This is a genomic window from Streptomyces sp. M41(2017), from assembly GCF_002078175.1.
Lineage (GTDB): Bacteria > Actinomycetota > Actinomycetes > Streptomycetales > Streptomycetaceae > Streptomyces.
Map to the genome: position 1 here is coordinate 47,653 of NZ_MWFK01000005.1, position 21,115 is coordinate 68,767.

A 21,115-nucleotide genomic window follows, 5' to 3' on the forward strand; every position below is an offset into this window, starting at 1 on the left:
GGACTGTCGTGCGGGAGTGGTCGCTTTATCGATTCCTACCCTGCTCCGTTACCGGCCTTGCAACACTGCCGCCATGAGCGACGTCGTCTACATGGTGCGGGCGCGAACCGAAGCGGCCTGCAAGCGGGAGTTGGCGCGGATCTGCGAGCGTATGGACGCCGAGGTCGCCACCGATCCCACGGACGCAGCTGGCCGTCACTGGGTTGCGCGGGCTGTTCCCCGAACGGCAAAGGCCCCGACCGCGGACGGTCGAGGCCCTGTCTCCGGCTAGCAGCTACTCGTCTTCCTGCTCCAGTTGTGCGGCGAGGGCGTTGAAGGCGGTCACGTAGCGGTTGGCTGCCGAGAGCGTCTGGCTTTCGGGGGTGACGTTGAACGTCTGTGCGGCCCCGTTCCCGAAGGTCACGTTGATGACGGCCGCACCCTTGTTCTTGCGGCCGGTGGCGGCAGCTGAAGCGCCCATCGTTGCCGCCCCGGCAATGAGCCGGGTCGCTGTCCAGCCCTTGTGGGCGCCGGCGTTGACGAACTCCGCGGATCCGCCCTTGATCGGCCCGAGGTTGGTGACGCCCATCTTCGACGACGGCCACATTCTCATCGTCGCGGCCGTGTTCATCGTGCGCTCGGCCGGATGGGCTTCTCGCCACGCTTTGAGCGCGGCCTTGTCGGCGGCCTTCTGGTCGGCTGCTTCACCGCGGATCCGCTGCTTCTCTGCCTTCGCGGCAGCCTTCTGTGCGGTCTTCTCCGGGTCCTGCTTGAAGAACATGACGCCCCCTCGGTGCGAGTCCAAGGGGGCATCATGCGCCTGCTGCCGGAGCGGTGGGGTCGGGAGTGCCCGAGTTGTAGCCGATCGAGGACATCGAGATGGAGCGTGGCTACGTCCACACGCCGTCGATGTAGGCGCGGGCCGCGGCGTCGACGTCGGCTGTCTGCCCGGCGGCGATGGCGAGGAGTGGCGCCTGGTCGTTGAGGTGCGGGTTCATGCCGATCATCCAGTTGCGGGCGGTCGCCTCCTCTTCCTGGTCGGCTATGTGCCGGAAGATGCGGTGTGCGGCTTCCCGCTGTTCGGCGTCGGTGAGACGGTCGGTGAGCGGTTCGCCGAGCCAGGCGGTCAGGTCGGTGGTGGTGCGGTCGGATGTTCGGGTCACGCCTGCTCCTTCATGCTCGCCGGGCGAGCGTCGCTTCTGTGATCGACCGGGCTACAGCGCCGAGTCGAAGGTGATCGGTCGGACTGGCGGCCGGTCGGCGCGGACGGTGATCCGGCCTGCGGTGTCGCGGCTGGCCGGCTTGATGGCGGACAGGGGCGTGTGCGGGCGCCGGGCCGGTGGGGCGGAGCGGCGGGGGATGTCGGTGACGGTCATGTCAGCAGTGTGCTCTCGGCTCCTTCTCATCGGGTCCTTTCGGTTAGAGCCCACGGCTGTGGGCGAGTTCGGCTGCGCGTTCGAGGTAGCGGGCGGGGAGTCGGGGGTCGCGCTGGTTGTCGTTCCAGCTGGGGATGGTGTTGGCGTGGGGGAAGTCGCGGCGGATCGCTTCGAGGAGCACCACGCAGGCGTCGTCGGCCTGGCCGCGACTGTCGGCTGCGGCCTGGATGGCGCCGATGAGGCAGCGGGCGCCCTGCTCGTTTCGCAGCCCTCCGGTGCACCAGCCGGCTGCGTCGAGGCGGAGCCGGGCGCGGTGGAGGGTGGCGGCGATCGGCGTGGGGTACGGGCAGGGCGCCGCAGTGGGGGTGAGCGGCAATGGCGCGGTGATCTCGGGGATGGGGTCGGCGGCGGGGATGTGGGCGGTGTCGACTTCGAAGGTGAGGTTGGCGAGGGTGAGGCGTGCGTCCATGACGAGGCCCACCTCGACCAGCCGCGCGTCCAGGTCGAGTTCGACCGGGGCGGCGGCTCTCGCGGTCGTGGCGGGCGCGGTCATCAGGCGGCGACCTTGGCGGGTGCTCCGGTGCCCTTGCATTCGGGGCAGACGACGAGGAGTTGTTCGTTGCCGAATGCGGCATGGATCTTGCCGTGGCCGGAGCACTTCCAGCACTTCCCGGCGGCGATGGCCTTGCCGACGGGCATGAACTTGTTCTGCTTGATCCACTGCTCGTCGGTCATGCCGGAGTCGGTGACGACCTTCGACGGCATCGGCTCGGGCTGCGGGTCGGCGGCCTGCTTGGCTTCTTCGCTGGCCTGCGCGTACCAGGCGCCGCCGACGCTGCTGCCGCCGTGCTTCTGACGTTCGTGGGTGCGTAGGCCGGCGGTGGCGGCCTTGGCGTCGCGGTAGCGGGGCTTCTCCTTCTTGCCGCAGGGGCAGGCCCAGCCGAGCAGGCCGGTGCTCTTGTCGGGGCCGAACCGGCTGGCCTTGTAGACGGCCCACTTAGAGACTCGCTGCTTGGTGGGCTTGGCCGGGCAGCGCTTGGCGCCGGTGAAGGCGCCGCTCTTCTTGTCCTTGGTGTAGACCTGCCCGAGACCCTTACAGGTGGGGCAGCCTTCATGGGTCAGCTTGAGGATCGCGGCGTTCTTGCGGGAGAGGACGGTGTCGTCATGGTTCTCCAGCCTCTTCACCGCGAAGAGGACCATCCGGGATCCGATCTGGGCGTGGAGGGGGCCGGTACGGGGGACCTTGACGCGGCCGACGGACTTCTTCCGCGACGAGGTGCGGGCGGCGGGCTTGCGGCCCTTCGCGGCGGTGCGCCGGGCCGGCTGCTTGCGCTTCGGGGGCATGATCGGAACTCCTCTTCAAGAACGTCATATATATGGATCAATAGGGTGGCAATGGGCCGTCTTTGGCCCGGCAAGGCCCCGTCTACGGCCCGGCTAGGCGATCAAGGGGATCCGCTGGTAGCCGGGCCATAGACGGCCCGAAGACGGGGGTCAGGCGGCCCGAAGACGGGCTTTAGCCGGGTCAATGAGCCCCGCAGCGGCCTGCTCGACCGCTCCACGCGACCAACCTCGGACCTGCTTGCCGTCCCACTCCTGGCGGGTCGATGCCACCGCTGGCGCATGCTTGCGCAGCACCTGCGCCAGACTCGTCGCATCCAGTTCGAAGCCGGCTTCGCCAAGCGCGGGCAGCAGTTCCTCGGTCGTCGGCAAGAAGGGCTTCTCCCCGAACGTCCGCAGCAGGAAGGCGACGGTGCGCGCGTCGTCCACGCCGCCCTGCGCGTCGAGGGCTTCGAGCCGGTCTGCGAGTGAGACCTCGCCCGCCTGGCCGTCTCGGCGGATGACGTGCAGGAGGTCCGCCGCGGCGAGGCTGGCGTGGTCGAACCAGGGCCGGCCTGCCTGCTCGCGCTCCCTGACGGCCTGCCGGATCTGGTCTCGCTCGAAGCGGTTCCAGCGCCACAGGACGGGCCGGTCGAAGCCGGGGCCTGCCATATAGAACTTGCCTGCGTCGTAGACGCGTTCGTCATCGACTGCGGGCCGCAGCCGGTCCGGGCGGTAGCCCATGGCGCTGGCTCCCTTTCCGAGGACGAGGGGAATGTCCTCGCTTCGGGAGGCGAGCATGACGCGGTAGGTGACCGCGCTGGCGATGGCGTCGCCGAGTGAGTCCTGGGTGGCTTCCTGCGCAGCGAAGATCAGGTAGACGCCGGTCTCCCGACCGATACGGATGATCTCGATGGCGAGGTCTTTGGCCTCCTGCGGCAGGAAGATGAACTCGTCGACGATGCCGAAGATCGCCGGGTCCTCGGGGGTGGGTTCCCACAGGTCACCCATCTCCTTGGCCGACTTGACCTGGTTGCGGCCGGACGCGATATCGCGCATCCACCGGAGCTTCTCTGTGCATTCCTTGCCTCCGCGGATGGGCGGCAGGGCCATGACCTCAGAGAACTCGCGGATGCCGTCCTTGACGGGGTCCATCTCGATGGCGATGGCGTCCCGGCATGCCGTGATTACTTCGGCGAGGCTTCGCAGTGCACCCTTGGTCTTCGCGGACCCGGACGAGCCGATGATCAGCATGAACATTCCACGCAGGCGCAGCTCCAGCGATGAACCGTCCATGCAGCGGCCGTAGACCACGGCGTCCCGAACCGAGAGGCTGTTCGGCGCGTGGACCGCAGGGCGCGGCATGTCGGCGAACGGGTCCGTCTGCACGAGGCGCAGCGTGACGTGGGAGTTGTCGTCGAGGTCCGGCTCGATGAGCGTTCCGCCAGTCCCGATCCCGAAGTGGGAGTCCAGTTGGTCGGCGACCGCGTTGACCTTGCCGGGGGTGGCTCCCTTGAGGACGACGTCGATCTCCCAGCCCCAGCCGCGGTATCCGAGGACGCGCACGCTGCGCGTTCCGATGCCCTCCCAGGCAAACGCACGCGAGATGCACTCCTCGACCTGGCCCGGGGACTGGCAGACGGCGAGAGGATAGGGCTCGTCGGAGTCCGGGTTGTCCTGCTCGGCGATCATCATCTGGGGTGCGATGTCGGGACGCTGGTCGCGGTAACGGCCGTACAGGGTGATGCCGACGCCCGCCGCGAGACCGGTCACGGTCGGAGGGATCGCGGTGGACAGGCCAACCGCGTCGAGACTGGTGCCCTCAGCGAGCGCGATCCAGCCGGCCAGGTTCAGCCCGGCGGTGACGCCTCCCGTCCAGCCGAGGAACCGCCACCGGGAGTGCCGCTCCTGCTTGACCTTGTTCCAGTCGGACGACTTCGCCATGCCACCGATGACCTCTTGGAGATCGTGGGCGCGGACGTAGCGCCAGCCGAGGAACGAGACGGCCTTCATCCCGATGCTGAAGTAGCGGACGGACAGCCCGGTGAAGCGCGCGGTCCGGGAAAGGGCGACCATGCTGGCCCCGCCCGCCTTCGCGAGGACGGGCACGCGCGGCTCGTAGGTGGCGACGATGCCGGGCGCGATGTCGTCGACGTCCTCACCGGAAAGGTCGTCGGGGACTTCGAGCTCGCCCGGGATCACCTTAGACAGGTCCCAGCCGGCGGGGAAGTCGGGGTGCTGATCGAGGCTCATGACGCGTCCTTCTGGCGGGCGTTACGGGTGCGGAGCAGATCGGCGTGCGCGCGTCCCGCGGCACGGTTGTATCGGGGCGTGTCGCCCTTCGTCCGTCGGGGCGGATTCGGCTTGTAGCCAGAGCGGGGTGTTTGGATCGCACGCTGCGCGTTCGTGGTCTTGCTGAGGGTGCTGACGGGGGTGCCGGTGAGGGCGGCTTCGACGCGCTTTTCGGCGGCGCGGCGGGAGCTGATGGACGTGATGGACTCGCCCGGGTCGGTGCCCTCGATGTTGCGGTAGGCGCGCGGCCACACGGCCGAGTCGTCCGGCTCCTTGCCGAGCGCGGCGCCGATCTTCACGGCCTCCTTCCAGACCTCCGGAAACTCCCGCTGCCGGGTCTCTCGAAGTTCCGTGCGTGCCTTCTCGGCAGCCTCCCTTGCGACCTTCGCGTCGGCGGCGCGCTGCTTAGCTTCGGCGGCCAGACGCGCGGCCTCGGCGCGCTCGGTCTTGCGCTTCGCTCGCCGCTCGCGGCGGGTGAGTGCTCCGTCGCGCTTCCGGATGCGGCCGTGCTCGTGGAGATCCCACACACCGGGGCCGGCGACCGAGGCGAAGGCAGTCGCGATGGCCGTGGCGGGGTCGAAGGCGTTAAGGCCGTGCCACAGGTTGATCGCGGCGGCGATGAACGCGAGGAGCCAGGCGATGAGGCGGTAGTGCCAGTGCGGCCGGCGGGCGGCTACCGCGGCGGCGGCACCCTTGAGGACGACCCAGGCTCCGCCTTCGAGCATGAGCGGTGCGGCCATCAGCCAGAGGGCGTTGGGGTCGTAGAACGCGGCGACCTGTACGGGGAGGGCGACGATCGCGCAGACGATGTAGAAGCCGCGGGCGTAGTCGCTCCACTTGTCCTCGGCCTTGGCCTGCTCAGCCTCGCCAGCCTCGGCCGCGTGCTTCTTCTTCTCGGCGGTCTGCGCCGCTTCCTCGCGAGCCCGGTCGGCGTCCTCCCGTCGCCGGTTGTGTTCGGCGATCCGCGCTTCGGAGGCGGCCTGTTCTTCGGCTTCCTTCCGCTCGTTGCGGTTGTTGGCGAGGGCGAGCTTCCGTGCTTCCTCGGCGGCCTTGGTGCGGATCGCTTCGGCTTCGGCTTCGGCGAGAATGCGCGCCTTCTCGACCTCGGCTTCGCTGCGGGCCCGGATCGCTGCGGCCTCGGCGGCAGCAACCAGGTCGACGGCCGGCTCGGCGGTCTCGACCGGCTGGGGGCTGCTCTGTTCCTTGTCGGGCTGGGTGATGCGCCAGTCCGCGAACTGCACGGCGCGCGGCCTGGTGCTTCCGTTGGCGATAGACGGGCTGGCGGTCATGAGACTCGGTGTCCTTTCAGGTCAGCCGCGAGTGCGGCGGTCGACGAGGGCGGCGGTGATGCCGAAGACGGCGAACAGAACGACGAAACTGCCTGTCGTCACCAGCGGCTTCGGGAGTCCGGCGAGACTGAGGACGACGGTCGTCGCCATGGAGGCGATCACGGACGGGATGAAGATCGCGGACATCTGGGGGAGCGGATAGCGGCGCTTGAAGAAGGCGATGATCCGCATGTCACTCCCCCGTCCTGCGTCGGCTGCGGGTGGAGCGCCAGCCGAACGGGCCGGGCAGGTCCATCGACGTGGTGCGACGGCCGGTGGACGAGATCGTGTGGCGCGGGCCGGATCCGCCGCCCAACGTGACCGACCAGGAACGCCGGTTGATGTTGAGCCGGACACCGGGGAAGATCCGGAAGCTCTGGCGGAACGTGATCGGCATCAGACGCCCGCCGATCCGTGGCTGGTGTGGTCGGTGGCCATGCCTTCCAGAACGGCAAGCCGCGCTTGGGTGTGGTTGCGGGTCGCCCGGATCTCGACCGCGCAGCCCTCGACGGAACACCGGTACACCTGCGTCGTGACGCCCTTCATGACCGCCATCAGCAGCCAGATGCCAGACGACAACATCGACAGGGCCACGGTGACCAGAGTCAGCGCCCCGACATCATGTACCGCCAGGTTCGCTACGGTGACGCCGGTGGTCACGCTGATCACCGCGCCGCCCGCCACCTCGGCGGGGTTCAGCTTCTTCATGGGGACCTCTCTCAGATGGGCGCGCTGGTGCGCGCCTTGTGGAATTCGCGAATGAACTCGTCGGTCAGGCCGGAGCCGATCGCGGCTCCGACCGGGCCGATGCCGGTCACGGAGGCGGCCCACAACTCCAGCCAAGCCGCCCGGAACGCGATGTAGTTGAGGACGGGGCGGGCGGCACGCAGCGGGAACACGACCGCCCCCAGCCCGACCATCACGAGGAGGGCCAGGAGCCGCACCGTCCACCGGCCCACGAACCGGGCCGCCAGCGTGAGCCGGCCGGGCTTCGCGGTGATCAGATAGGCGTGCACGGGAAGCTCCTCTCGGCGATCAGCGGGTGGCGGGGGTTCGGACGGCCGCGTCGAGGGCGTCCCACACGCGTGTGCCGGGTCCGAGGTCGGGGTCGATGACCGTCACCTGCCAGGCGTCGGCGATCTCCTTCATGGCGTCCCGGCTCACCCCGGCCCAGATCTGGCGGAGGATCCGGGGCGGCAGGTAGGCGCCGAACTCGGTGTACGGCTCGCCGTCCCGCGTCGTCGCCGTGTAGCCCTGGCCCTGCGGAAGCAGCCACGGATGGGCGATCAGCACGATCACGCCGGCCGCCTCACCCGCCTTGCGGATCCGGGACATGAGCAGCTCGTCGGCGACCAGACCGGACACGGCCGCCCGCTGCTGCCAGCGCAGACCGTCGAAGCCGACACCGTCGAACCCAGGCTGGGACTGGTCGGTGAGGAACCCGGCCCGGTTCAGGCGGGCCAGCGTCGGAGCGATCTCGACGGTCTCCTCGGCGGCACCATCCCGGTAGCCGGGCCACATCGACAGCTCGCCGTCCACCCAGCGGGCCATCAAGTCGGCCAGCTCGGGCAAGGTGCGGGCCCGGCGCCACAGCTTCATGTCGGCTTGGCGCTTACGCCAGTTGGTGAACATCAGGCGGCCTCGGTCCAGGCGGTGAGCGCGTTCAGCTGGTCGACGAGCCGGGGTCCGAACGGCTGCGCAGCGTCGATCTCCTCGGCCCGGTCGAAGATCGCGGCCAGGGTCGGGGAGTCGTTCGACCGGTCCGCGGCGATCGCACGAAGCAGGAGCTCGGCGCCCTCGTCGCCGCGGACGGCCTCCCAGGAGTCATCGACCTGGGTGGCGCGGAGGCCAGCGGAGATCTCCCGGACAGTCGAGGAGACGGTGCGGAGGTCGGCATCGAAAACGAACATGGGGGATCACAGACCCTTTCAAGGTCACAGGAACAGTCGGGGTAGAGCTGAGGTGGAGAGCCGCGCCGGCGGGTGCCGGGGGGGGAAGGATTTCTCCGCCAGCGCGGCCGTTCAGGGGCCCTACTTGGGCAAGGGGGTCTCGCTTCGCCGGTTGGCTTCGGCGACCTTCTTCGACATCGCGGCGCGCTCGTCGGCGGTCACCGTCGGCCTGCCACGACGAGGAATCGGTCCGACTCCAGGTCCATGACGACCTCGACAGGCTGACCAGCCTTGCGGAGCTCGGCCGCCTTCTGCTCGGCCGGCCACGAGCCGCGTGGGCCACCGGCGGGGAAGCTGTCCAGGATCTCGGCGCCCATCACGCACCCGCCTTCACGGGCCCGTAGGCGGCTGCGAGTTCGGCCGCCTGAGTGATGAGGTCGAGGACGTCGGCCAGATCCCGGCCGGGCTTCTCCGCCCAGGCGTCGATCTGCGCGAACGGCGCCTTCAAGTGGACCTGGAGGATCTGCTCCATCAGGTCCCGGCCGACAACCTGCGTATCCTCGTCGCCGACACCGTTAGCGCGGGCTGCCCGCATAGCTGCGGACAGGTCACGCTCGAAGGTGGGCTCCCAACCGGTCAGCTTCAAAAGATCGGCAGTCGCCGTCAGGTGTGCGGAGATACTGGCGCCGCTCGGGCGTTCACCGGACACACCGATCCACGTCGCAACCGGGATCCGGAACGACACAGCCTGCGCGGCGAAAGCGAAGTCAGCCATCACGCACCCACCTTCGGCCGGACGTAGGAGGCCAGGTCGTGCGCCAGGCGGTCCGCGGGAGACATCGCCGCGGTGGGCCTGTCGAGGGCGACGGCCTCGGCGAGGCTGACCGCGACGACCTCCGTGCCGTTGATGACCGCGGTGTCGCCGACGCCCATGCCGGACACGACCCGCTCGATACGGCGGTGCTCGGCGATGACGGGGCTGGTGTCGACCTCGATCGCGGCGCCCATCAGACGGCCTTCACGAGGAACAGCACCCCGGCGTCGGCGAGGATGCCCGCGTTCTCGGCGAGGTTCTGCTGCGCGTTGCTGATCGCGTAGAACTCCGCAGCCGACAGGCTTGCGGCGGGCTTTGCACTCAGCTCGTCGTAGCGGGCGGCGTTCGTCTTGTAGCGGGCGACGGCCTTCCGCACGGCCTCCGGGGCGGCGGCGCCGGCCATGGCTGCGCGGACAACGGGCAGGTCCGTGGGGTAGACCGCCGACTCCTCTTCCAGGTCGGTGGTGACCTGGACGGGGCCGACGCCCTGCACGTTCACGGTGAGGATGAGCTCGATGGCCATCCACGTGGACGAGCCGTCGGAGGTGCTGCGCTCGACGTGGCGGGCGGTGACGGTGCCGCCGACCCGCTCGAAGATGGCGTTCAGCTCGACCTGCGACCAGACGATGTGGCGGGTCGCGGTCTCGCCGAGGTCTTCGCGCGGCTGGTAGCTGCCGCGGAAGCCGAGCGCCTTGCCGACCTTGGCGGCCAGCTCGCGCTGCGGGGCGGCCAGGGCGTGCTCGATGCGGTGCATCGCCTGCACCGCCGCCGGGGGAAGCGGGGAGGTGGGGCGCTGGGCGCCCGCACGGTTCTGTACGATCTGCGTAGCCACAGGGTCTCCTCGTTAGAGCCTGGTGGTGAGGCCCTGGCCAGGGAGTGGAGTCCCTGAGCTGGGGCCGTTTTCGTTTGTGGGGCGCAGTCGGTGGAGCGACTGCTGACGCTTTGGGCGGTGGAGCGCCCTCGGCTTCAACACCATACTGAAGATGTTCTGAGGCTGTGTCAACACTCTATTGAGAACTGGCGCGTTGACTTCTACTCTGGCCTCATGACAGATGCGTTCACGGAGTCCCTGGAGGCGAAAGTCGCCGAAGTAGCAGCCATAGACGACCTGCTTGCGCGAGGCCTTGCCGCGCTCGAAGCCCGCCAGAAACTGGCGTCGAGCGACCAGGACCTCTACGCGATCCAGCAAGCGGCCGTGCAAGGGCTGCGCCCAGGACGCACGTGGGCGGAAGTCGGAGAACTCTTCGGGCGCAGCTACGCCTGGGCGGAAGCCATCGCCAAGGGGCGGAGTTCGAAGCGGAGCAAGACTGACCATGCCGTCGAGTCAACGCCCCCCGCGGGCGCGGCAGAAGGACAGCCGACGGACACCGGCACGCCAGATCAGCCGTAGGTAGACACGGGGGCGACACCGCCTAGCCGTCGCCCCGCCAGACCCGAGCGCCACGAGCACGGGAGCCAGATAGTGGACGTCGCGACCTGGACAGGCCGTACCGCCTGCCTGCTTCAGCAGGCCATGCGGATGACCAACGAGGAGTTCGCCGAACGCCTCGGCCTGTCCGACCGAACGATCAGCCGATGGCATTCATCGCCCGCGATGACCCACCGGCCTGAAGTCCAGCAGATCTTGGACCTGGCATACGAGAGGGCAGGTGAGGCGGTGCACCGACGGTTCGCGCTCCTGATGCGACCAGCCGAGCCGGCTGTTGCCCAGCCAGCTGTTGCGGCGCAGGCGCTGCGGGTGGCGATAGCAGTCGTACTGCGCGGCGACGAGGTTCTCCTCGTGTGCCGCCGCGGGGACGGGGAGCTGCGCTGGCAGTTCCCGGCCGGCATGGTCAAGCCGGGCGCGGCGCCGGAGTCGGTGGCGGTGCAGGAGACGCACGGCGAGACCGGCGTGCACTGCACGATCCGCGCGCAGCTCGGCGAGCGCATCCACCCGGTGACCGGCGTGGTCGCCTCCTACTTCCTGGCCGATCACCTGGCCGGTGAGGCGTCGAACCGTGATCCGTTGGAGAACGTCGACGTGGCCTGGGTGCAGCGTTCGGCGTTGACCCGCTTCATTCCGCAGGACCAGATTTTCCCGCCCATCCTGAACGCCCTGGAGGCTGCTGCGTGACGACCGAGACGACGACCGAGAAGCCTCCCGTATCGGTGGCGATCATCACCGACGGCGGCAAAGTCCTGATGGCGCGCCGCAGGGCCGCGGAGGGCGAGATCTCGTGGGTGTTCCCGGGGGGCGCGATCGAGGCCGGCGAGTCGCCGGAGCAGGCTGCGGTCCGCGAGGTCGACGAGGAGACCGGGCTGAAGGTCGAGTCGGTCAAGGTGCTCGGCGACCGGGTGCATCCGAAGAGCGGGGTGCCGATGCACTACGTCGCGGTGCGCCTGGTCGGCGGGGAGGCCCGGGTCGCGGACGATGAGGAGCTCGACGCCGTCGCCTGGATCACGCACGCCGAGATCGCCGACTACGTGCCCTACGGCCTGTTCGGGCCGGTGCAGGAGTACCTCGACGAGGTCCTGCCGCACTGATCGAGTTTCAGCCACGTTCCGGCCGGATTGTCGCGGGCATCCCGTAGACACTCGCTGCACCCAGCAGCATTCACCGACATGGGGCAGCAGTCAGCGTCATCCAGCGACACCGAAGTGCGGGCCGGTTACGTAGACAGCTGCACGAAACCGCAGCTCAGGCCACCTACCGAAAAGCGCACGCTGCACCATCGAGATCCTGCCGACAGAGGTAGGTTCCAGAAACGCGAACGGCCCGGTGCGTCAACACCGGGCCGGTTCAACCAGCGGTACCAGCCGCTGATCATCCGTTCACTCACGCCAGCGAGAGAGGGACTATCCATGAGCGTAGCGCAAGGCTGCACGCTGCCCCAGACCGAATCCCCGAGCACTGCCGACCTGCTCGACACCCCACTCCCCCAGTTGCTGGCCGACCTGGGCGCCGTGCTGGTCGAGTCCGGGATCACCGAGTACGGGTTCTCCGGGTACGCGCATCGGGAGGGTGGCCGGCTGCTGTTGGCGATGCGCCGGGGGCAGCCGGCGCTGGAGCGGGACTGTGTCGCGCGGGCGCTGCTGGGTAACGCGCTGGGGGTTCCGATGCCGGAGCTTCCGGAGCCGTTCCGGGTGTCTGACCTGGCGACGCTGTAGCTCCTTCCACTCTATGCACCCCTGCATTGACAGGAGCTATGCAGGGGTGCATAGTTACCGACGTCGGAGCACCACAGACCAGCAGGGGGCGTCATGTTCAGCGAGATCGGCGAGCGATACCGCAGCGAGAACGGCACCACCTACATCGTCGTCGAACCCAGCACACCGGGCAGTGGCGGCGCCCTGCTGCTCGAAGACTTCGAGATCCTGGAGAAGCCCGACAGCTTCGACTGGGGCCCCGCGCTCATCGCCTCGGGCAACATGGACGGCCCCCTCACCCGCATCGACGACAACCCGGAAATGACGCGCCTGGTACTCAAGCGCATGGAGCGCATCCGGATTGAAGAGGCCGTGTGGGCGAAGGTGCCGGCCGACCAGCACCGGCGGTTCTACAACGCGATGGTCGACGTCCAGCGCTGCACGGTAGCGATGGACAAGGCGCAGGCCGAAGTCCTCGCTTACGCCGGAACGCGGGCCCGCGAGCTGCAGAAGATGGTCGACATCGTCGGCAGCCAGTCCGCCGTGGCGCGACTGCTCGACGTCGAGCAGTCAACGATCAGCCGGGCGCTGCGACACCAGAACGACTAGGACGGCCGCCAAAGCCCCCGCCACCTCGGTCGAGGTGGCGGGGGCTTTCGCGTGTGAGCTGGGGTTTTCAACTCGGCTGTCACTCATTCTAGTTACACCCCTTGCCATAACGTAGCGCGGCGCTACATTATGGAGTCATCGACCAAGGGGGACCCGATGAACACCACCGCCGCCGCACTCCAGGCCAACGTCACCGTCGCCACCATCCGCACCTGGTGCCGCCGCGGCGTCGTCACCGCCGCCAAGCAGGCCGGACGCTGGATCATCGACACCGCCTCCCTCGCCGCCCGCATCGCCATCGGCGCCATGCGCACCCGGAAGGCCACCCACGTGATCGACCTCAACGCGACCTACAGCGGCCAGCTGCTCCCCGACGAGGCGCCCCGGACGTTCACCGTCACGGTCAAGCGGCGCGTCTCCCCCGACGGCGAGCACCTCACCGTCATCCGCAGCATCATTCCCCTGGTTGCCGACAAGCTCGACGCCATCGCCGATCTCGGCGACCGCATCGCGAGCCTCAACGCTCTGGCGGGGGCGAACATCGTCATCAGCGACACCGCGCACGACGACTGGGAGGGTGACCCGATCGCCCGCGAGCGTGGACTGTTGCGCACCACCTACCGCGGCGGCGCAGCCGGAATCTCTGTCGACGACGTGTTCGAGCTTGCGGCCCAGATCCGCACCCAACTCGCGGCCTGACAGCGCCCAACAAGGAGCCCCGAAGTGATCCCCGCCTTCCCGCCCATGCCGGATCAGGACGTCCCGTTCTTCGTGCAGACGTCCGGAACCTACGACACCGACGACTGGGGTGACCTGGAACGTCACGGCATCGACCCCGACCGCGACTGGTGGTGCGAGGTGGTCCTCCGAACGAGGAGGAGCGACGCCATCGCGAGCCTGTATCCGCCCGGCGCGCAGCGTCACCAGCCCCTCGTGGAGTTCATCCTCGGCGCCGACGACCTGTACGAGGCCGAGGCTGTCGCGCACCGCGCCATCCGCGTCGGCCGTTCGATCGCCGCACTCCTCGTCGATCCGGCCGACGCGGCTGCCTGGCAGGCGCTACGAGGACAGGGGCTGCCGGCCGCGCATGTGGATGAGATCAGGTCGTGGCTCCGGGCCGTCGAGGAACTGGGGCACCGCTGGGAGCCCCTCACTCTGGAGGCCTCGGGCTGGGCCGGCGAGTTGTGGACGGTGTCGATGATCGCCGAGTACCTCGGATACGAGGGCGCGTCCGCCACCAACAGTGCCCGCGTCTGGCTCTCCCGCAAGGGGATCAAGCCGGAGGGTCGCCAGACAGGGCGCCACGGACAGACCGAATACGACGCTGATCTGATCCGTCAGGCGAAAGAGGCCAGCCCAGGCAAGGGGCGGCGTGGCGCCCAGCGAACAGGTGGGCGCTTCACGGGCGCGGCCACTCCCTCGCCAGAATGAGCGACCCGCCCCCGCTCCGGTACCCGGGCGGGGGCTTCGTCGTGTTCACCGTCGTCGTCGGGCTGGCCCATACGGGCTCTGCCACGCCGGCCGATCACGGGGGCGGACGGGCTTGCAGTCGGCGTCGATGACCCCGGCCTGCTTGAGGGAGTCGAGGGAGCGGGCGATGTTCCGGCCTGCTTCCTCGACGGCGGGCTTGACGGACTCGTAGAGGGTGCGGGCCAGTACGTCGAGGATCTCGCGGGCGCGGCGGGCTCGTTCGATCTGGACTCGCCGTATCTGTTCCTGAAGTTCCTGCCAGGCACGCATGAACGCTTCGTCCGGGGCTGGCAGTTCAGTGTGGAAAACCAGGCCGGTGGCGTGCCCGAGCTCCTGCCACTCACCCGCCTCGTCGGCGACGAACACGCTCGGGGTGACGCCCTGGAAGCCGGCCGGGTCGACGGCGGGCTGGCTGCGCATCGCGTCGCCGCTGACCGTCCAGTCGTCGAGGGTGGAATCGATCTGCTGGAGGATGTCGTCGGCTCGGGTCACGGCTGGGTCCTCACGCATTCGGGATGCAGTTCGGCCGGTGCGAGCCCGGCCTGATCAGCGCGGCTACAGGCAGGGCACGGCGCTGGCTCGGTCGCTGCCGGTTCGTTGGGTGCGACCCGCAGTTGCGCCTCCCGGATGATCCCGTCGGTGTTCCACCAGGGCTGGCCAGCCTCGCCCAGAGCGACGCCGTCGAGGATGTCGAGCATCGCTTCCGCGTGGCGGAAGATGCGGTTCAGGGCGTCGTCTTCGGCGAGATAGCCGTGCCCGCACGGGTGCATGACGATCGGCTGCGCGAGTGTCGCCAGCCGGCTTGGCAACACCTCGACCTTGATCACGTGACTGCGGCATGTCGAGCAGCGCGGGTACGGAAGCAGGATGGCGGCGCCGTCTCGCATCCGACGCCTCCGGTATTCGATGATCACCACCCAGGCGAGGAGTTCGGCATCCGTCAGGGGGCACACGTCGAGGTCGTTCACGGCTGCTCCTTGGCCTGGCCAGTGGGTCCCGCGATCGCGTCGTGCAGCTCGATGAGCCGCTTGTCCCACCAGCGGGCGAGCGGTACACCGAGCGGGGGCGCGCCTTCCTTCACCCACCGCTCGTACAGGGCGATCACGCGGGTGACGTCGGCTTCGGCGGATCGGTGGAGTCCGGCGAAGACGCGGGCCGTGGTCTCCGCGTCGGTCGCTTCGGTCGCTGCCTGCTCGGGCTGGTCGGTCATGGTCGGTTTCCTCCGCAGGCGTGGACTCGGATGGTTCCGTCGTTCTTCGGCTCGTACAGGCGGTGGCAGTTAGGGCAGGGAATCTTGGGCTGGCCGGGTTCGATGAGGGCTGCAATGTCGGTGTCGAGGTCGAGCCAGACGAGCAGGGTGACCAGGGCGTCGGCTTCGATGCCGCGCCCGTTACCCATGCGGGTGAAGACGCTGACGGGCAGGCCGACTTGGCGGCCGACTCCGCGCCAGGACAGGCCGAGGCTGCGGCGCTGGATGTCGAGGCGGCGGTGGAGTTCGGGAACGTCGAGGCGGTGGCTGCTCATCCGGCCGCCTCCATCGCCCAGGCCCGGTCGGCTGCGGCCTCGAACAGATGGGCCAGCTGCTCGCTGGTGTGGGTGGCGGCCCAGCCGGTGACGGCTTTGTGGGCGCGGGCTACGCGCTGGGCGAAGTAGCCGGCCTGCCAGCTGATGTCGGGCCAGCCTTGGTCGGTGACTTCGGGGTCGACGAGACCGCCGAGGAGGATGAGGGCGACGCCTTCGGCTATGGCGTGGTCTGGGGTGATGACCGCGGCGAAGTCTTCGAACGTTGCCGTACCGAAGAGGGCGCGCCGCAGGGCCATGATCGGACCGTCCACAGCGTAGGCGGCAGCCTCGGCGAGTCCGGTCGAGATTGTCGGGGCGGTGGGAAGCGCGGCGAGTTCCGCGACGGACAAGGTCATGCTGCCCGCTCCCGATTGTCGGGTCGGACGGTGATGTCGATGACGTGCCCGGCCAGCCCGAGGATGCCTTCAGCCCAGGTGAGGGTGAGGGTGGCGTTGCCGGTCAGCATCATGTTCAGGTGCTTGGTGGACACGCCGAGCTGTCGGGCAACCTCGGCCTGGCTGAGGCCGGCAGCGGCGAGGGCGGCGCGGACCTGGGCGCGGAGTTGCTCCTCGGCGGTGGACTCGCTCATGCGGCTGCCTCTCTCCGATTGCTGCGGTGTCTGGCTGTGGCCCTGGCGGCTTCTACTTCGTCGAAGGTGATGACGCGGCGGCGGAGGGCGATCACGACGGCGTGGGTTCGGGTCTGCGCTCCGAGGCGGACCATCGCTTCCTTGAGCCGCAGGTGGATGCCTTGCTCGGTCGTGTTCAGGCGGGAGGCGATCTCCCGGCTGGTGTAGCCGGCGGCGGACAGGCGGAGGGCTGCGACTTGTCCGGGGCTCAGCGGCTGGCCTTCGACTCCCGGGTTCCTCATGCGGGCCTCCGCTGCTCGACGGGCGCCAGGTATTCGCCTTCGACGTAAGGGATGCAGTCGTGGTGCGGCAGGTCGGCGGAGATGCGGCACAGCCAGTCGCCGGTGGGTCCGAGGCAGGCGCGTCCGCGGTGCGGGGGCCCGTCGTCGCGCATGCCGGCGGGGATCGGGCCGCCGCGGTCGGTGAGCCGGCGGCCGGGCGGGAGTTGGGAGTTGCTCATGCGGGCCTCCGTTGTTTGATGCGTCCGTCGGGTGTGAGGTGGCCGTCGGCGTCGGCGAGGAGTCGGATGGCCCGTGCGATGACGGCGCGGTTGGATTCGCCGCGGTAGCAGCGGGTGAGGATGCTGGCGGTCTCTGGGTCGAGGTACACCACCGGGCGCGGGGCGGTCACGAAGCATCCCGGCGGGCATAGGCGGCGGCAGCCTCGGCGAGATCGCTCGGTGATACGCCGGAATCAAGGACCTGTTGCACGGCCTCTCGGATGTAGCCGATGCGGCCAGGCGGCGGCCAGGGCAGGCCCTCCGATTCGCGCCAAGCGCGCCACTCGGCAGGGGTGAAGTCGAGCTTCTCTCGGTTGCACGGCTCGCAAGCCGCAGCCAAGTTACTCAGGTCGCCCGAGCCTCCCTGCGCAACAGGGATGACGTGGTCCACTTCGGTCGGGAACGGGCCGCCGCAGTATGCGCAGTTGGCATCCAGAACCTGGCGACGAACTCGCGCCGGGATGTACCGCAAAGGGTCGGTCATGGTCATCTTTCTGTTCGGGTGGGCCGCCGCCCTGCCCGCTGGATGGCGAGGAGGGCGGCGGTGATCAGTGGTGAGGCGAGGACGCCGACGAGGAACCCGAAGGTCATCGACAGTCCGAGCAGGGGTATTTGCCGCACAGGCTGTGGTCGCGGCGGATGGCTCGGTCGATGGCGGGCGGGATGCTGTGGCTGACGGCGGTCGCCGTGGCGAGGCAGTCGTCGCCGCAGAAGGGTTCGCGGTCCGGGCTGTCGCTCCAGACGGTGGGGGTCCAGTTCCAGATGGCGCGTCCGCAGAGGGCGCAGTTGAGGGGCTCGTCCTCGGTCATGCGGCTTCCTTCTCTGTGTGGGCCCAGGCGGGCGTGTGCGGGCCTGTGAGCGGTTCGGTGGGGCTGGAGTCGCATTCGGACTGCGGGGCCGCCTGCGCCCCCGTGGAGCCCTTCATGACGGCACGCCATGCCTTGACCGCCGCCAGCCCCGCGAGCAGCAGGAGCAGAAGCGCGGCTGCGGTGAGGCCGGCGATCCACAGGGCGACCACGTCGAGGAGGAAGCCCGCGGTGTCGACCGCCTCGACGAACAACGCCGCCCTCACGACGGAACCTCGTCGTAGCAGCCGCAGCGGAACCCGCCGTCGTGGACGGGAGGCGCGGGCGGGACGGGGATCAGGGTGGGGCAGCCGTCGGGGAAGCCAAGGCAGTACTCGGCGACCTCGGGCTCGGCCTCCGTCGTGGGTGTGGCAGCAGCACCAGACCCGGCAGCGGGCTGGAGGCTGGCCCGGATCGACGCGCAGATGGCGGGGATGCCGCTTGCCGGGTCGAGGTCGTGCGGCATCTGGCAGTGCGGGCAGCGGGGGCGCGTCTCGGTGTCTGGTGTTTCGCCAGCCCGACCCGCGACAGCAGCCCCGGACGCGGACTGGTCGGTGGGGCAGCCGCAGCCCCAGTTGTGGGACTCCGGGTACGGGCAGTGCTCGGTGTGCTCGACGCCCCACTCGCACTCTTGGCAGCCGGCCATAGCGCGGAGCTGTGCCGAGGCGTCGCGGCAGGGGCGGTACTTGTCCGGCTCTAGCACGCCGTCGGCCTTCGCCTGTCGGGTCGCGGCGTCGATGGCGTCGGCGCCCTCGTTGAGTGCGTCGGCGCGGGTGGTGGCCGGGTCGGTGCCGGGCAGCACCGCGAGGACAGCGGCGGCGTGACGGAGGTACGTCTGCCAGAGCGGCTTACCCTCCAGCCGCTCCCCGTCCGCCCACTGCGGTCCTTCGGTATGGGCGATGGCGAGCGCCGCCGTCCGGTGCTGCGCATCGACGACGTAGCAGGGGCCGTCGCTGCGATGGAAGATCCCGGTCTCGCTGAGGTCGCCGCAGACGCACGGCTCGGCCGGGTCGGTGGGGTTGGCGGGCGGGGACACGACAGACGGCACGGCAGGGTCGTGCAGCCGCGCCTCCTCCGCTGCGCTCGGTTCGATCAGGTTGATCAGCCAGCCCGCCTCTCCCTCGTAGAAGACGGGGTCGTCGGTCTGGGCAACGGCCGCACGCTGTACGGCAGCCAGCTCCTGCGCGTGGAGGATGAGCGCGCCGTCGATGATGTCCTCGGGCAGTCCGTGCCGCCAGAGCAGGGCGTGGGCGGTCTCGGGGTTCTCGGTCATTGGTCACTCCGGTCGGTGGGTGGGGGGCTGCCGGGGCAGGCAGCCCCCACACGGGCAGAAGCAGTCAGTTGAGGACGAGGACAGTCACCGGCAGCGCGCCGGGAGTCGAGGCGTCGGCGTCGTCGCACACCCACACGTAGTCCGGGTCCTCGCCCTGCTCCGGGTCCGGCTTCCGGAAGATCACCCACTTCTCCTGGGTGGATCCGACCCACTCGGACAACGTGGCGCGAGGGTCGTCGGCGAGGTTGCACAGGCCGATGAAGACGCGGGCGTGCCGGTTGAAGGCGGCCAGGGCGCGGCGGTCTCCGGGGTGGCCGAGGGCGAGCATGTCGCCGTCCTCGCCGATGTTGCAGACGGAAATGCCGTAGTGGGTGGCTTCGGTCTGGGGGTTGGTCAGGGGCGAGGCGAGCTTCTGGTCCATGGTGCTGCTCCTGTCGGATGCGAGAATCGGGCCAGCCGGCCGCCGCCTGTTATCGGCAGGCGGCGTCCGGTCTGCGGGGGTCATGCGGCGAGGTCGGCCGCGGTCAGGCTTGCGGCGAACCGTCCGCCGATGAACCGCGCGTAGGCCGGCGGGATCGCCTCGCAGACCTCGCGGATCCCGAGCGGGATGTCGCCGCCCTCCGGGACCTTGATCCACGGCATGCCCATCGCGTCACAGGCCGCGTTCTGCCACGCGCGGGAGTGCCGCCCGCCGTGGATCGACATGAACGGCCGCCCCGGGGTGGGCAGGTAGCCGTTCCGGGTGCACAGCGCCACGTGCCTCGGGTGCGCGGGCGCGGTCAGCCCCCAGTTCGTCTCGAACAGCCGGTGCCGGTACATCGGCAGGTCGAACATCGGCCCGCACAAGGTGATCGGGTCCCGCAGGTCGGACAGTGCCGGCTCCACGTTCTCGATCACGTAGGGGCGGCCCGTCGTGAGCATCGCGTCACGCGCCGGATGGATCAGCTCCGGGTACGTCTTGTGGTTGTAGGCGTTCAGGTTCGACTTCGCCTGGCACGGCGGGGATCCGTGGACGAGGTCGAACTCGTGGCCGTGGGCGCGGATGTACTCGATCGCGTCGCCCTGGACGAACGTGAACGGGTAGTTCGGCTGCGGGGCGATGTCGACGCCGACGACCTTGAATCCGGCGAGGTGGTAGCCCATGGCCATGCCTCCGGCACAGCAGAAGGTGTCGAGGACGGTGAGTCCGTTCCAGGGGCGGTCGGGCAGGGAGCGCATTGCGGGGTCTCCTTGGGGTGGGCTGGGTGGAACCGGATCAGGAACCGGCAGGGGCGGCGAGGGCGGTCGTGGTCGCCTTGCGGTCGGCGAGCATCCGCAGCCACGCGGCGACCTGAGGCCCGGCCTGGACGCCGAAGAACGACACCTCCGGGGCTTCCGGGTCCGCCATGTCGGCGACCTTGTGCAGCACGTCGCTCGCGAACGTCCCCAGTGCGAGGGCTGCATCGTCCTTCGGGGCGTCGATGCCGACGGTGGCCCGGGAGAGCAGGTACAGGGCTCCGTAGGCGTCACTGCCGGGGTCTTCGAGGTCGTAGCAGAGCGCGGCGAGAGCGGCGCGGGCCTGGACGGCGGGCGCCTCCAGCTCGCGCAGCCGGCGGACTTCGGCGACGAGGAGACGCGCGGTCTCGGCATCGACGACGCCTGACTGTCCGAGGCCGGCGAGGAACGCTTCGGTCTGTACGAGCTGGCCCTCGGTGAGCGGCTGAGCGGCGGTGCGGTCGGTCATGATCACTCCTTGTTGACGGTGCTGTCAGGGTGTGCGCGGTCAGACGTGTGCCGGGCCGTCAGGCGGGCTGAGGCTTGTGGGCGTCGCACTCCCAGTTCGCGCCGATGTGGTCGCGGTAGTGCTGCATGGTGATCAGCTCGGTCCTGCCGACGGTGATCCCTTCGCGCTCGGCTGCGGCCTGCTCGCGCTTGCCCTTGTTGAGGTGCTCGTGGGCCTGCTGCGCGGTGGCGACGACGCGGCTGCCGGAGACGGCGACGAGCGCAGCGACGATGCAGCCGCAGGGGCGGCGCTGGATCCATCCGCAGTCATCGAGCGGGACGGGCTGATCGTTGACGGTGACAGTGAGTCCGGTGGTCATGGTGTGGCTCCTATGCGGCGTCG

General features: G+C 69.4%; 41 protein-coding genes. 7 read left to right on the forward strand and 34 right to left on the reverse strand.

The genetic code is table 11. The annotated features are described in order from the left end of the window. Positions 1-274: 274 nt before the first annotated feature. The 17 genes from B0675_RS39985 to B0675_RS40050 all read right to left on the reverse strand — a co-directional run bounded on the left by B0675_RS39985 (position 275) and on the right by B0675_RS40050 (position 9,830). Entirely contained in the window at positions 275-760 is a 486-nt protein-coding gene (locus B0675_RS39985) for a hypothetical protein (protein ID WP_081224734.1), read from the reverse strand. A 109-nt stretch (positions 761-869) separates the two neighbouring features. Beyond that, entirely contained in the window at positions 870-1,142 is a 273-nt protein-coding gene (locus B0675_RS39990) for a hypothetical protein (protein WP_081224735.1), read from the reverse strand. Positions 1,143-1,193: 51 nt separating this feature from the next. After that, a complete protein-coding gene (locus tag B0675_RS41705; protein ID WP_179165580.1) occupies positions 1,194-1,355 on the reverse strand; it encodes a hypothetical protein in 162 nt (53 codons plus the stop codon). A gap of 43 nt (positions 1,356-1,398) precedes the next feature. Next, positions 1,399-1,908 (reverse strand): hypothetical protein, encoded by a 510-nt coding sequence (locus tag B0675_RS39995; RefSeq protein ID WP_081224736.1) that lies wholly within the window; start codon positions 1,906-1,908, stop codon positions 1,399-1,401. Continuing rightward, positions 1,908-2,699: a hypothetical protein gene (locus B0675_RS40000; RefSeq protein ID WP_081224737.1), complete on the reverse strand. Its 792-nt coding sequence runs from the start codon at positions 2,697-2,699 to the stop codon at positions 1,908-1,910. The genes B0675_RS39995 and B0675_RS40000 overlap by 1 nt, the downstream gene beginning before the upstream one ends. Positions 2,700-2,849: 150 nt before the next feature. Continuing rightward, positions 2,850-4,928, reverse strand: coding sequence for a hypothetical protein (locus tag B0675_RS40005; protein WP_081224738.1), 2,079 nt, complete (start codon positions 4,926-4,928; stop codon positions 2,850-2,852). After that, entirely contained in the window at positions 4,925-6,256 is a 1,332-nt protein-coding gene (locus tag B0675_RS40010) for a hypothetical protein (RefSeq protein ID WP_081224739.1), read from the reverse strand. Before B0675_RS40010 ends, B0675_RS40005 begins: the two co-directional genes overlap by 4 nt. A 21-nt stretch (positions 6,257-6,277) precedes the next feature. Beyond that, entirely contained in the window at positions 6,278-6,487 is a 210-nt protein-coding gene (locus tag B0675_RS40015; protein WP_081224740.1) for a hypothetical protein, read from the reverse strand. 1 nt (position 6,488) lies between these two features. Further along, positions 6,489-6,692: a DUF4236 domain-containing protein gene (locus tag B0675_RS40020; protein ID WP_081224741.1), complete on the reverse strand. Its 204-nt coding sequence runs from the start codon at positions 6,690-6,692 to the stop codon at positions 6,489-6,491. Further along, positions 6,692-7,003, reverse strand: a complete 312-nt coding sequence (locus B0675_RS40025) for a hypothetical protein (protein WP_081224742.1) — start codon at positions 7,001-7,003, stop codon at positions 6,692-6,694. Before B0675_RS40025 ends, B0675_RS40020 begins: the two co-directional genes overlap by 1 nt. A gap of 11 nt (positions 7,004-7,014) precedes the next feature. Next, positions 7,015-7,311 carry a hypothetical protein gene (locus tag B0675_RS40030; RefSeq protein ID WP_081224743.1) on the reverse strand — a complete coding sequence of 99 codons (297 nt, stop codon included), beginning with the start codon at positions 7,309-7,311 and terminating at the stop codon, positions 7,015-7,017. A gap of 19 nt (positions 7,312-7,330) precedes the next feature. Continuing rightward, a complete protein-coding gene (locus tag B0675_RS40035; RefSeq protein ID WP_081224744.1) occupies positions 7,331-7,927 on the reverse strand; it encodes a hypothetical protein in 597 nt (198 codons plus the stop codon). Beyond that, entirely contained in the window at positions 7,927-8,205 is a 279-nt protein-coding gene (locus B0675_RS40040) for a hypothetical protein (RefSeq protein ID WP_081224745.1), read from the reverse strand. The genes B0675_RS40035 and B0675_RS40040 overlap by 1 nt, the downstream gene beginning before the upstream one ends. A 197-nt stretch (positions 8,206-8,402) precedes the next feature. Continuing rightward, the gene (locus B0675_RS41710; RefSeq protein WP_179165581.1) at positions 8,403-8,561 is read right to left on the reverse strand and encodes a hypothetical protein; all 159 of its coding nucleotides are present in this window, start codon (positions 8,559-8,561) and stop codon (positions 8,403-8,405) included. Further along, positions 8,561-8,959 (reverse strand): hypothetical protein, encoded by a 399-nt coding sequence (locus B0675_RS40045; protein WP_143661183.1) that lies wholly within the window; start codon positions 8,957-8,959, stop codon positions 8,561-8,563. The genes B0675_RS41710 and B0675_RS40045 overlap by 1 nt, the downstream gene beginning before the upstream one ends. After that, positions 8,959-9,192: a hypothetical protein gene (locus B0675_RS40950; RefSeq protein ID WP_107483002.1), complete on the reverse strand. Its 234-nt coding sequence runs from the start codon at positions 9,190-9,192 to the stop codon at positions 8,959-8,961. The genes B0675_RS40045 and B0675_RS40950 overlap by 1 nt, the downstream gene beginning before the upstream one ends. Beyond that, complete coding sequence (locus B0675_RS40050; RefSeq protein ID WP_081224747.1) at positions 9,192-9,830, reverse strand: hypothetical protein; 639 nt, start codon at positions 9,828-9,830, stop codon at positions 9,192-9,194. The genes B0675_RS40950 and B0675_RS40050 overlap by 1 nt, the downstream gene beginning before the upstream one ends. A gap of 213 nt (positions 9,831-10,043) precedes the next feature. On the opposite strand from B0675_RS40050, the gene B0675_RS40055 reads away from it, so the two are divergent. The 7 genes from B0675_RS40055 (at position 10,044) to B0675_RS40085 (ending at position 14,164) form a co-directional block, all read left to right on the forward strand. After that, positions 10,044-10,388, forward strand: a complete 345-nt coding sequence (locus B0675_RS40055; RefSeq protein ID WP_081224748.1) for a hypothetical protein — start codon at positions 10,044-10,046, stop codon at positions 10,386-10,388. Between the two features lie 72 nt (positions 10,389-10,460). Then, entirely contained in the window at positions 10,461-11,111 is a 651-nt protein-coding gene (locus B0675_RS40060; RefSeq protein WP_081224749.1) for an NUDIX domain-containing protein, read from the forward strand. Next, positions 11,108-11,521: an NUDIX hydrolase gene (locus B0675_RS40065; protein ID WP_081224750.1), complete on the forward strand. Its 414-nt coding sequence runs from the start codon at positions 11,108-11,110 to the stop codon at positions 11,519-11,521. The genes B0675_RS40060 and B0675_RS40065 overlap by 4 nt, the downstream gene beginning before the upstream one ends. 318 nt (positions 11,522-11,839) lie before the next feature. Then, the gene (locus tag B0675_RS41715; protein WP_081224751.1) at positions 11,840-12,145 is read left to right on the forward strand and encodes a hypothetical protein; all 306 of its coding nucleotides are present in this window, start codon (positions 11,840-11,842) and stop codon (positions 12,143-12,145) included. A 93-nt stretch (positions 12,146-12,238) separates the two neighbouring features. Beyond that, positions 12,239-12,733, forward strand: coding sequence for a hypothetical protein (locus B0675_RS40075; protein WP_081224752.1), 495 nt, complete (start codon positions 12,239-12,241; stop codon positions 12,731-12,733). Between the two features lie 156 nt (positions 12,734-12,889). Beyond that, positions 12,890-13,432 carry a helix-turn-helix domain-containing protein gene (locus B0675_RS40080; protein WP_081224753.1) on the forward strand — a complete coding sequence of 181 codons (543 nt, stop codon included), beginning with the start codon at positions 12,890-12,892 and terminating at the stop codon, positions 13,430-13,432. A gap of 24 nt (positions 13,433-13,456) precedes the next feature. Continuing rightward, positions 13,457-14,164 (forward strand): hypothetical protein, encoded by a 708-nt coding sequence (locus B0675_RS40085; RefSeq protein WP_081224754.1) that lies wholly within the window; start codon positions 13,457-13,459, stop codon positions 14,162-14,164. A 45-nt stretch (positions 14,165-14,209) separates the two neighbouring features. Here B0675_RS40085 and B0675_RS40090 read toward each other — a convergent pair whose 3' ends face one another. The 17 genes from B0675_RS40090 to B0675_RS40165 form a co-directional block, all read right to left on the reverse strand. Continuing rightward, positions 14,210-14,695, reverse strand: a complete 486-nt coding sequence (locus B0675_RS40090; protein ID WP_081224755.1) for a hypothetical protein — start codon at positions 14,693-14,695, stop codon at positions 14,210-14,212. Next, the gene (locus B0675_RS40095; protein ID WP_081224756.1) at positions 14,692-15,171 is read right to left on the reverse strand and encodes a hypothetical protein; all 480 of its coding nucleotides are present in this window, start codon (positions 15,169-15,171) and stop codon (positions 14,692-14,694) included. The genes B0675_RS40090 and B0675_RS40095 overlap by 4 nt, the downstream gene beginning before the upstream one ends. After that, positions 15,168-15,413, reverse strand: a complete 246-nt coding sequence (locus B0675_RS40100; RefSeq protein ID WP_081224757.1) for a hypothetical protein — start codon at positions 15,411-15,413, stop codon at positions 15,168-15,170. Before B0675_RS40100 ends, B0675_RS40095 begins: the two co-directional genes overlap by 4 nt. Continuing rightward, complete coding sequence (locus tag B0675_RS40105; RefSeq protein ID WP_081224758.1) at positions 15,410-15,727, reverse strand: hypothetical protein; 318 nt, start codon at positions 15,725-15,727, stop codon at positions 15,410-15,412. Before B0675_RS40105 ends, B0675_RS40100 begins: the two co-directional genes overlap by 4 nt. Beyond that, complete coding sequence (locus B0675_RS40110) at positions 15,724-16,122, reverse strand: hypothetical protein (protein ID WP_081224759.1); 399 nt, start codon at positions 16,120-16,122, stop codon at positions 15,724-15,726. Before B0675_RS40110 ends, B0675_RS40105 begins: the two co-directional genes overlap by 4 nt. Next, on the reverse strand, positions 16,119-16,355 hold the full coding sequence (locus tag B0675_RS40115; protein WP_081224760.1) for a helix-turn-helix domain-containing protein: 237 nt from the start codon (positions 16,353-16,355) through the stop codon (positions 16,119-16,121). The genes B0675_RS40110 and B0675_RS40115 overlap by 4 nt, the downstream gene beginning before the upstream one ends. Then, positions 16,352-16,636 carry a LuxR C-terminal-related transcriptional regulator gene (locus tag B0675_RS40120; RefSeq protein WP_081224761.1) on the reverse strand — a complete coding sequence of 95 codons (285 nt, stop codon included), beginning with the start codon at positions 16,634-16,636 and terminating at the stop codon, positions 16,352-16,354. Before B0675_RS40120 ends, B0675_RS40115 begins: the two co-directional genes overlap by 4 nt. Then, entirely contained in the window at positions 16,633-16,854 is a 222-nt protein-coding gene (locus B0675_RS40125; protein WP_081224762.1) for a hypothetical protein, read from the reverse strand. Before B0675_RS40125 ends, B0675_RS40120 begins: the two co-directional genes overlap by 4 nt. Next, positions 16,851-17,024: a hypothetical protein gene (locus tag B0675_RS41720; protein WP_179165582.1), complete on the reverse strand. Its 174-nt coding sequence runs from the start codon at positions 17,022-17,024 to the stop codon at positions 16,851-16,853. The genes B0675_RS40125 and B0675_RS41720 overlap by 4 nt, the downstream gene beginning before the upstream one ends. Continuing rightward, complete coding sequence (locus B0675_RS40130) at positions 17,021-17,377, reverse strand: HNH endonuclease signature motif containing protein (RefSeq protein WP_206602760.1); 357 nt, start codon at positions 17,375-17,377, stop codon at positions 17,021-17,023. The genes B0675_RS41720 and B0675_RS40130 overlap by 4 nt, the downstream gene beginning before the upstream one ends. Before the next feature lie 103 nt (positions 17,378-17,480). After that, positions 17,481-17,702 (reverse strand): hypothetical protein, encoded by a 222-nt coding sequence (locus B0675_RS40135; RefSeq protein WP_081224764.1) that lies wholly within the window; start codon positions 17,700-17,702, stop codon positions 17,481-17,483. Then, the gene (locus tag B0675_RS40140) at positions 17,699-17,965 is read right to left on the reverse strand and encodes a hypothetical protein (RefSeq protein WP_143661184.1); all 267 of its coding nucleotides are present in this window, start codon (positions 17,963-17,965) and stop codon (positions 17,699-17,701) included. Before B0675_RS40140 ends, B0675_RS40135 begins: the two co-directional genes overlap by 4 nt. Further along, positions 17,962-19,011: a hypothetical protein gene (locus tag B0675_RS40145; protein ID WP_081224766.1), complete on the reverse strand. Its 1,050-nt coding sequence runs from the start codon at positions 19,009-19,011 to the stop codon at positions 17,962-17,964. Before B0675_RS40145 ends, B0675_RS40140 begins: the two co-directional genes overlap by 4 nt. Before the next feature lie 64 nt (positions 19,012-19,075). Next, on the reverse strand, positions 19,076-19,432 hold the full coding sequence (locus tag B0675_RS40150; protein ID WP_081224767.1) for a hypothetical protein: 357 nt from the start codon (positions 19,430-19,432) through the stop codon (positions 19,076-19,078). A gap of 80 nt (positions 19,433-19,512) precedes the next feature. Further along, positions 19,513-20,229, reverse strand: a complete 717-nt coding sequence (locus tag B0675_RS40155; protein ID WP_081224768.1) for a DNA cytosine methyltransferase — start codon at positions 20,227-20,229, stop codon at positions 19,513-19,515. 37 nt (positions 20,230-20,266) lie between these two features. Then, positions 20,267-20,734, reverse strand: coding sequence for a hypothetical protein (locus B0675_RS40160; protein WP_081224769.1), 468 nt, complete (start codon positions 20,732-20,734; stop codon positions 20,267-20,269). A gap of 58 nt (positions 20,735-20,792) precedes the next feature. Further along, the gene (locus B0675_RS40165; RefSeq protein ID WP_081224770.1) at positions 20,793-21,092 is read right to left on the reverse strand and encodes a hypothetical protein; all 300 of its coding nucleotides are present in this window, start codon (positions 21,090-21,092) and stop codon (positions 20,793-20,795) included. Positions 21,093-21,115: the final 23 nt, after the last annotated feature.